Annotated in this window: 9 protein-coding genes; 5 read left to right on the forward strand and 4 right to left on the reverse strand. The window is 38.7% G+C overall.

The features are described from left to right. From E1171_RS11665 to E1171_RS11680, 4 genes are all read right to left on the reverse strand, one after another. Positions 1-729: hypothetical protein (locus E1171_RS11665; protein WP_222931481.1), on the reverse strand; the 729-nt coding region annotated here is incomplete at its 3' end. A gap of 541 nt (positions 730-1270) precedes the next feature. Further along, the gene (locus tag E1171_RS11670) at positions 1271-3424 is read right to left on the reverse strand and encodes a tail fiber domain-containing protein (RefSeq protein WP_155206183.1); all 2154 of its coding nucleotides are present in this window, start codon (positions 3422-3424) and stop codon (positions 1271-1273) included. A 257-nt stretch (positions 3425-3681) separates the two neighbouring features. Beyond that, a complete protein-coding gene (locus tag E1171_RS11675; protein ID WP_155206184.1) occupies positions 3682-4143 on the reverse strand; it encodes a hypothetical protein in 462 nt (153 codons plus the stop codon). A 185-nt stretch (positions 4144-4328) separates the two neighbouring features. Next, on the reverse strand, positions 4329-4511 hold the full coding sequence (locus E1171_RS11680; protein ID WP_155206185.1) for a hypothetical protein: 183 nt from the start codon (positions 4509-4511) through the stop codon (positions 4329-4331). 865 nt (positions 4512-5376) lie between these two features. Here E1171_RS11680 and E1171_RS11685 point away from each other — a divergent pair. The 5 genes from E1171_RS11685 to E1171_RS11705 all read left to right on the forward strand — a co-directional run. After that, positions 5377-5577 carry a hypothetical protein gene (locus E1171_RS11685; RefSeq protein WP_155206186.1) on the forward strand — a complete coding sequence of 67 codons (201 nt, stop codon included), beginning with the start codon at positions 5377-5379 and terminating at the stop codon, positions 5575-5577. Next, positions 5567-5788, forward strand: a complete 222-nt coding sequence (locus E1171_RS11690) for a hypothetical protein (protein WP_155206187.1) — start codon at positions 5567-5569, stop codon at positions 5786-5788. The genes E1171_RS11685 and E1171_RS11690 overlap by 11 nt, the downstream gene beginning before the upstream one ends. After that, positions 5775-5975: a hypothetical protein gene (locus E1171_RS11695; RefSeq protein WP_155206188.1), complete on the forward strand. Its 201-nt coding sequence runs from the start codon at positions 5775-5777 to the stop codon at positions 5973-5975. Before E1171_RS11690 ends, E1171_RS11695 begins: the two co-directional genes overlap by 14 nt. Then, positions 5956-6126 (forward strand): hypothetical protein, encoded by a 171-nt coding sequence (locus E1171_RS11700; protein WP_155206189.1) that lies wholly within the window; start codon positions 5956-5958, stop codon positions 6124-6126. The genes E1171_RS11695 and E1171_RS11700 overlap by 20 nt, the downstream gene beginning before the upstream one ends. Beyond that, positions 6126-7154: DUF2586 family protein (locus tag E1171_RS11705; protein WP_155206190.1), on the forward strand; the 1029-nt coding region annotated here is incomplete at its 3' end. The genes E1171_RS11700 and E1171_RS11705, both read left to right, overlap by 1 nt.

The following is a 7154-nucleotide window of genomic DNA, read 5'->3' on the forward strand; positions in this document are numbered from 1 at the left end:
ACTGTTGGTGCTATCCCCATAGCCTATGAATCCAGTTCTGGCTCCATCGCCTCCATAGTACTCGAGATAGGAATGTTGATTATTATCAACTCCATTGGCATGGAGTTGAAGGCTACCTCCGTTTCCGAATTTTCCAATACCACTTATTTTGAGATTCCCTGCTACTTCCAGTTCATGAGCGGGAATTGGTACTCCAATTCCCACTTTTCCTCCGTTTGCTACTGTCAAATTTCCATTAAAGGCACCCCCTCCGGCGGTAATGGCATTAGTGGTGATGGCTCCCTGATCGGTGAGTTGCTGAAGGGTGAGGGGGAAAACATCGTAATAGGTTTTTCCTCCATTTTCATCGAGGAGAATGTAGTCTTCGGTGAAATCTTGGGAAGGGTTTCCACTAACAAATTCGGCTTTGTAGAGGATACGTTTTGGGGCCTGCCCTCCATTTTTCAATTGGTAAAATTTTTGTCCTTCGGGAGGGGCTTCTTTCAAATAACCATTAGGGGAGAGCAGGCCACTGGCTCCTTCAAATTCTAAAAATTGACCGTTAAGATAAATCAATCCTTTCTGAATTTTATAACCCTGATCCTCAAGGCTAACCTGGCAGCCACTCATGATAAAGGGGGGCAACCCTTTGTATTGGTCTTCAATAGCCTTGTAAAGTTCTTCCTGCATGATCTTCAAATCATCGAGATGAAGCATGCGGCCTCCGGTTGAGAAATATAGTTTTTTCATGATGCTTTGTGCTGTTGTTTAATGTTCGTTTACTCCTTTTTTTAAAGGCCTGGACCAGTTGGGTGGAAATAGCCAACTCTTTATTTAGTCCCCTTTTGGCTAAATTCCCTTTTTTTATTTAGAGGGATTTATTTAAAAAATTAGGCCCATTGGTGATGATGTATTTGTTAATATTGGAGCTAAAATATCCATCAAGAAATCCTTTTAAAGGACTTCTTTATAGACTTTGTAATCAGTCCTATATAGGTAAAGTGCTACTGTTTTCCTTTTGCCCTTTAGACCTTCATTGGTACGGAAATGAATATCACTCCTAGTGAATGGTTTACTTTTAAGTATCCCTTTATTAAGTTTCCAAAAAGGACATTTGTAGCTTATTTCTTTTGATAGATCCCCTTTTGTTCTCATTAGCCCTACTTTATGTACAATTGAGATGAGTGTTAGTATTTTGAAAAGGGATTGCTGTGAAGACGCTCCTCACAGCAAATCCTTTTATGGTTTTGTCTAACTCCCTAGTTCTAATAGAATATGGGGGCTTCTGCTACTATCTTTTTAGTTCCCTTATTTCCCCTTTGAGTTCTTTGATAAGTGCTGCCTGCCCCTGAAGTTCTTGTCTCAGGGTTTTGATACCTTCAATGAGCAGGGGGGTAAGTTTTTCGTATTTAACGGCTTTGTAGCCATCAGAACGGATAGTGATTACCTCCGGAAAAATCTCTTCTACTTCCTGGGCAAGGAGGCCAATATCTTGCCCTTTGTGCTCCTTTTGTTTCTCGTTCCAAGCGAACTTGTACCCATTTAACCTTTCAATTTTATCCAATGAACCTTCAAGGGGATGTATGTTTTCTTTTAGGTTTTGGTCCGAGAGGATTCCCGCTTGTTGGTTCTCGACCATAGAGCTAAGATGGTAAAAGGATTCTTCTAGTCCGTATTGGTGAAAGGCATTTAGGCCATAATTAAGCCATACTCGAATTCGCTTATAATCGGAAGAAAAGGAATTGTCAATGATAATCCGTATATATCTGCTAGTGTTTCCATTGAATTCACCAGAACTAGTCTGTAGGTTAAAAACGCAGGATGATTGAGAGATGGATTCATTATTAACAAGGGTTTGAATAATCGTCCTTTTGTCAGAAGAAAGCTCTTGAACAGTTACCCTTATTTCATTTGAACAACAAATATTTGTTATAAAAAGGGAATATTGAATTCCATTGTAGGCGTAAGCATCTTGTTGGATTTTAGCTTCTCTATTAATTAGAAGATATCTTCCTGTTTCCGCTTCGTGTTTAGAAGATATTGTACCACTAAGTATTTCCCACCCAAATCCGGAATTAAATTCTCCGGAGCCATTGACTAGCTTATTAGGCATCCAGGTGGTAAGACGAAGGTCCTCGGATTCAGTACTTAGACCTCTTCTGCCCACTTTTCTGGTGAATATATTTTCACTTACATTTAGGTTGCCAATGACTTCTAAAGCTTCAGAGGGTTCAGTAGTACCTATGCCTACATTTCCATTTTGTAGAAAGGTGGCAATGGTTTTTCCAGTGGTGTCTTCATCGATTCTCAATTGTTTTTGGTCATTGGTTGTGGTTGTCCAAAAATTAAAAGAGGCTTGTCCATCTTCATTTTTTATTTGTAAAGCACGTTCATCACCATTTATTTGAACATGAAGTTTGGCATTAGAATCATTGGTTCCAATACCCAAATTGCCATTTGTGGAGAAGAAAAAATTTTTATCCTCATCATTTTTTAATTCCAGGTTTCCTGTCGTATGCTGGATAAGATCCCATTGACTATGTAATGCCCCGGCTGAATTTTTATGAACCAATGAAATCATCTGGTCGGCTTGATCAGATTTTTTTTCTATAATAATATCTTGAGTCTTTAATTCCCCTTTTACATCTAAGGTGGCTTCCGGGCTTTGGTTTGTACCAATTCCCAAGTTTCCATTGATGGCCACATCTTTTTCTAAAAGGGTATTTTCTTTTAATCGAATGGGGTGGGTGGTATAATCCTTATTAAAAAATACTTCAAGGATTCGATCTCCCGGATGCCGGCTTATATTCCAGTTTTGGCTGGTAATAGTGGCTTCAGGCTGAATAATATTTCCCCATTGATTAATTACTACACTATCGGCATGGCTGAATTTCAACTCATCCACTATAGTCCTACTCCCAAAATGTGCCGAACCACTTGCTTTAATGTTTCCTACCACATCTAAGGCCTCATGGGCACTAAAATCTTCCGTATTGTGCCCAATGCTTAAAGCCTGGAATCTTCCCCTTAAAGCATCAAAATAGGTCCTTCCAGGTTGATCTGGCTTTACCTCTATAAACTCTTGCCCGCTTGGTTTGTCGTTGCTCAGTACCGCTTCAAATAAAAGACGTTTGGGAGCTTGTCCACCATTTTTCAGCCGGTAATAATCGATGCGTTGCTCTCCTGAGGAAACAATAAATTTGGGGAAGTTCAACAAATTATGTTGTGCCTTCAATTCCATAAATTGGCCATCCAGATACACCAATCCTTCAGTGATTTGGTGGCCTCCATTACGGCTATCTTCTTCCACCTTACAACCACTCATAATAAAGGGCCCTAATTCTTCATATTGTTTTTCAATGGCCTTATAGGTTTCGTTTTGCATAATCTGAAGGTCGTCCAGATGGAGCATGCGGCCGCCGGTAGAGAAAAAAAGTTTTTTCATCTTTGGAATATTTGGATTTTGAATGAAGGATATGTATTGTTTTAAAAAAAGTTTAAGGCAGGAGGTTTGACCAGAGAATTGTAAAACCCCAATACAAACCCACCTTTTTCCTTATTCCTTTTCATACCCTATTTAAAGGGCTTGTTTTATTGAAATCTACTTTGCCTTTCCTATTTTATTGGAGATTCTTGACCCCTTATTGAAAAAGCTTTTTGTGCAGGTTTTCAAAATTCCCATTTTGTTGAAACAAAAAAAGTTTAATAATGTACCCTAAAGTCACCAATGGAAGTTAACTGTCGGCTATCTACCACATGGTCTTCAATGAAATGGAAACCATAGTCCATGGTAAAGATGACTTGTCCTGCAGGACCGCACTTTTGTTCTTCTGCTTGACGGTCCAGGGGATCAAATAAGGCATCCTGATAAAATTCTTGTAGCAATTGGTGGATTTGAAGGCGTAGATCAAAAAGATCATCTAATGCTTCCGGCGTATCTTGTTTTCCTGCCAAGAATACCCGTAAGGTGGCTTTCCCACTTTGTTGGCGCTCATTTTCTGTGGTATAAGTAATATCTCTGAATTGTAAAGCCACAGCTGGAAGAGACGTTTCATGCTCTAAACCATCGATTATGGATTTCATGTGACCATCATAGAGGCCTAATTGTTGGATGTTTTCCAGAATAGATAATTGGTTTTTAATACTTTCAAATACATTTTTCATTTTTCAAAAGGTTTATGGTTTATTAATTGTTTTGGCCATTGGGAGATAGCTATTGTTTAATCTCTTGGATTATCTTTTAAGGATATATTCATTGAGCTGCCCATCCTTTCTTTATCCTTTTTCTCAAAGTTGTTTTATGGGTGTTTATTGGGTTTAATGATGTTGAGCCCCTTATCTAGCTTTCTTTAATAATTTTTAATAATGTTTCTTATGGAAGTAGAGGTAAGGAAGTACTTTTCCGCCAACTCTTCATAGATCTTCATTACACTCACTTTTGCATGGGGGTTGGATTCTCTGGCTTGTTTATAGAGCTCGTTAAAGTCTTCATTGATGAGGGCATTACGTTTCTTGATGTGGGTTGCTGTCATGATTACTTTCTTTAGCGGTTGATATTATTTTCAATTCAAAAATATGGTAAAGAATGCTGAAATTTTACAAGTTTATGTAAAGGATCAGCATTCTATTGTAAGTGTTCAGCATTATTAAATAAAAATTAGTAATCCTTTGTTTGTTTTTGTATATGTTTGTTTCATGCTGTTAGGGGTTGGCCAACCAATAAGGCAAAAAGGGAGCAAAAGAGTTCCTAACTACTTTCCTTTGGTCAGGATGTTCCAGAGGAAAAACAAAGAAGGCAAAAGGCCTTCTCCTATTTTCTGAAAAAGTATTGGAATAAGAGGTAGAAATTCCTTAGGTGTATGTTGTGAGCATATTAGTAAATATTACACCGTAAGTGTTGAAGGCTTGATCAACCTTAAGCCCTGTAGGTGGTCAATTTCTATTGCACCTGGAGTAGTCCATTGTCCATTCAAAGTATGAATCCATGAGGATTGAGGAACTTGAAAGGTGTTCTTCTATTGAAAGGGCAAAATACTAGGTTTAGGTCCTACTTATTTCACGGACTAGATAGGAAAGCAGGGAAAATTCAATGATCCTTAAGGAAGAGCGGGAATTCCTTAGGAAATACAAGAAAGATGAGAGAAAAATATTTCCCTCTGCAAGATGGCGCAAAAGACCAAGTTGGTCTGAAAGGGAATTATCTACCTTTTTGCCAGAGAGAAAAGATACTAAAGGTGAAGATTATCTCTACAAATAGTAAGACGAGGGACATGAAGCCTTCTAAGGTTTTAACATGGCAAGAATAAGGGAAAAAGGACAAGTAAGGAGAATAATATTCAATATTCTTATAAGCAGGAGTATAAAAGTGCCACCTCTCATGAGCTCAAAATAATGCTAATGAAAGGACATAGGCAAGCGAATAATGATGATGAATTACAGAAGAAGGACATGCTTTCCGGCTCAGTGGAACAAAAGGAGCGCTACACAATGAGAAATAAAAATGGCTCGATGGAATTCCCTGCTGCACTGAAAGCATTCCTCACTTTTGCACATCCTTGTGAAGGGAAAAAGAAAAAAGAAGGGAAATATGCAAATTGATATGCCCAACGAAATAGGATGGAGTGCTACACTAACGGCTATATTATATAATACACTAAGTTGGGTGACAGGGGCCGATACGCATGCCATTTTCACATTTACGCTTTCTTTATTGTCCTTTGTGTATTTGCTCATGCGACTGTACGACAAATACTTGGATATTAAAGAAAAAAGAAAAAAACAAAAAGAAACGAAAGATGCTACACCCTGATCACATTAAAAAGGGATGGAAAACAAGCCTGGCCGGACTAGTAATGGCTATAGGTTCAATAGTTTCAGTTTTCCTGCCCGAATTAGAAATTAGTTGGGCCGAAGTAATGCCAGGTCTTTTATTTAGTATGGTATTATTAGGCATTAAAGATCCTAACGCTAAAAAAGATGAAAGAAAAGCTAAGTAAACATGCTTTGCCTTTGCTATTGGGTGTCCTTTTGGGTATGCTAGTCTATGCTAAATGGATAGGGAAACCGGAAGGGATTTCTATAGGAAGGATTAAAGTAAAGAATTCATCTCAAACCGATATTAAAGACCTAATTAAAGAAAATAACTAATGGCCTTATCAAAAATTAAATTTATAAAGGGAGAAGGAGGACTAGGCAAAACCGCAGCAGGGCAGGATTACATTTCAGCCTTATTGTTCTTTTTGCCTACTGCAGCGGACGAAGAATTAACCAAAGAGGAATATCCCTTTAAGGGATTGACTCAGATCTTCTCTTTGGCCGAAGCTGAAGCTTTACATATTACGGATGCTGAAGAAACTATTTTGGTTGATACAGAAGGCGTAGAAACAGCTCGCTTTGATAACCATTATAAAATGATGCATTATCATATCAGTGAGTATTTTAGAGCCAATCCAAGTGGAAGCTTGTATGTGGGAGCCTATACTGAAGAAATCACCGATGAAGCTTTTGACTTAGGAAAAAATGCAGAACGTTTACGGGATATGCAATTGGCAGCTGAAGGGGCTATCCGTCAGGCAGGAATTTTCTTAGCCGATCGACATACACCTGTAGCGAAGGCAGACATAGCTACCATTGCTTCTACTTTCCAAGGGGTCTGTGACGATTTGGAAGAAAATTACTACATGCCTTTATCTGTACTAGTTTCCCCTGATTTAAAAGCTTTGGGCGATGCTGCTCATAAAAACTTGGAAGACCTAAGTACAGGGGCTTATCCAAAAGTTTCCGTGGTAATTGGACAGGACGCAGAAGGTAAAGCTGCTGAGCTGTTTAAAGAATTTGAATGTTCAGTGACCTGTTTGGGTACAGTGATTGGAACCATCTCTAAAGCAGCCGTACATGAAAACATTGGCTGGGTTAGGAAATTTGATGTGAGTGGTGCGGCTTTGAATACCTTGTCCTTGTCTAATGGAGCACTAGTTAAGAAGATGACTTCTACAGAATTAGAGGCTATAGATAATGCGAATTATATCTTTTTGCAGAAGCATCATGGAGCCAATGGAAGTTATTTCAACGGTTCTTGGACGGCCTCTTCGGGAGACTATGAGAACATCGAATTGAACCGTGTAATTGACAAAGCAATTCGTGGCATCAGAGAAATGATGTTACCTAACCTGAAC

Origin of the sequence: Xanthovirga aplysinae, from assembly GCF_009711365.1 — a bacterium.
Lineage (GTDB): Bacteria > Bacteroidota > Bacteroidia > Cytophagales > Cyclobacteriaceae > Xanthovirga > Xanthovirga aplysinae.

What these genes read in the sequence shown, in the direction of transcription:
- E1171_RS11670 (WP_155206183.1), bottom strand. Translation starts at nt 3,424, where the DNA reads ATGAAAAAACTTTTTTTCTCTACCGGCGGCCGCATGCTCCATCTGGAC.
- E1171_RS11675 (WP_155206184.1), bottom strand. Translation starts at nt 4,143, where the DNA reads ATGAAAAATGTATTTGAAAGTATTAAAAACCAATTATCTATTCTGGAA.
- E1171_RS11680 (WP_155206185.1), bottom strand. Translation starts at nt 4,511, where the DNA reads ATGACAGCAACCCACATCAAGAAACGTAATGCCCTCATCAATGAAGAC.
- E1171_RS11685 (WP_155206186.1), top strand. Translation starts at nt 5,377, where the DNA reads ATGAAAGGACATAGGCAAGCGAATAATGATGATGAATTACAGAAGAAG.
- E1171_RS11690 (WP_155206187.1), top strand. Translation starts at nt 5,567, where the DNA reads ATGCAAATTGATATGCCCAACGAAATAGGATGGAGTGCTACACTAACG.
- E1171_RS11695 (WP_155206188.1), top strand. Translation starts at nt 5,775, where the DNA reads ATGCTACACCCTGATCACATTAAAAAGGGATGGAAAACAAGCCTGGCC.
- E1171_RS11700 (WP_155206189.1), top strand. Translation starts at nt 5,956, where the DNA reads ATGAAAGAAAAGCTAAGTAAACATGCTTTGCCTTTGCTATTGGGTGTC.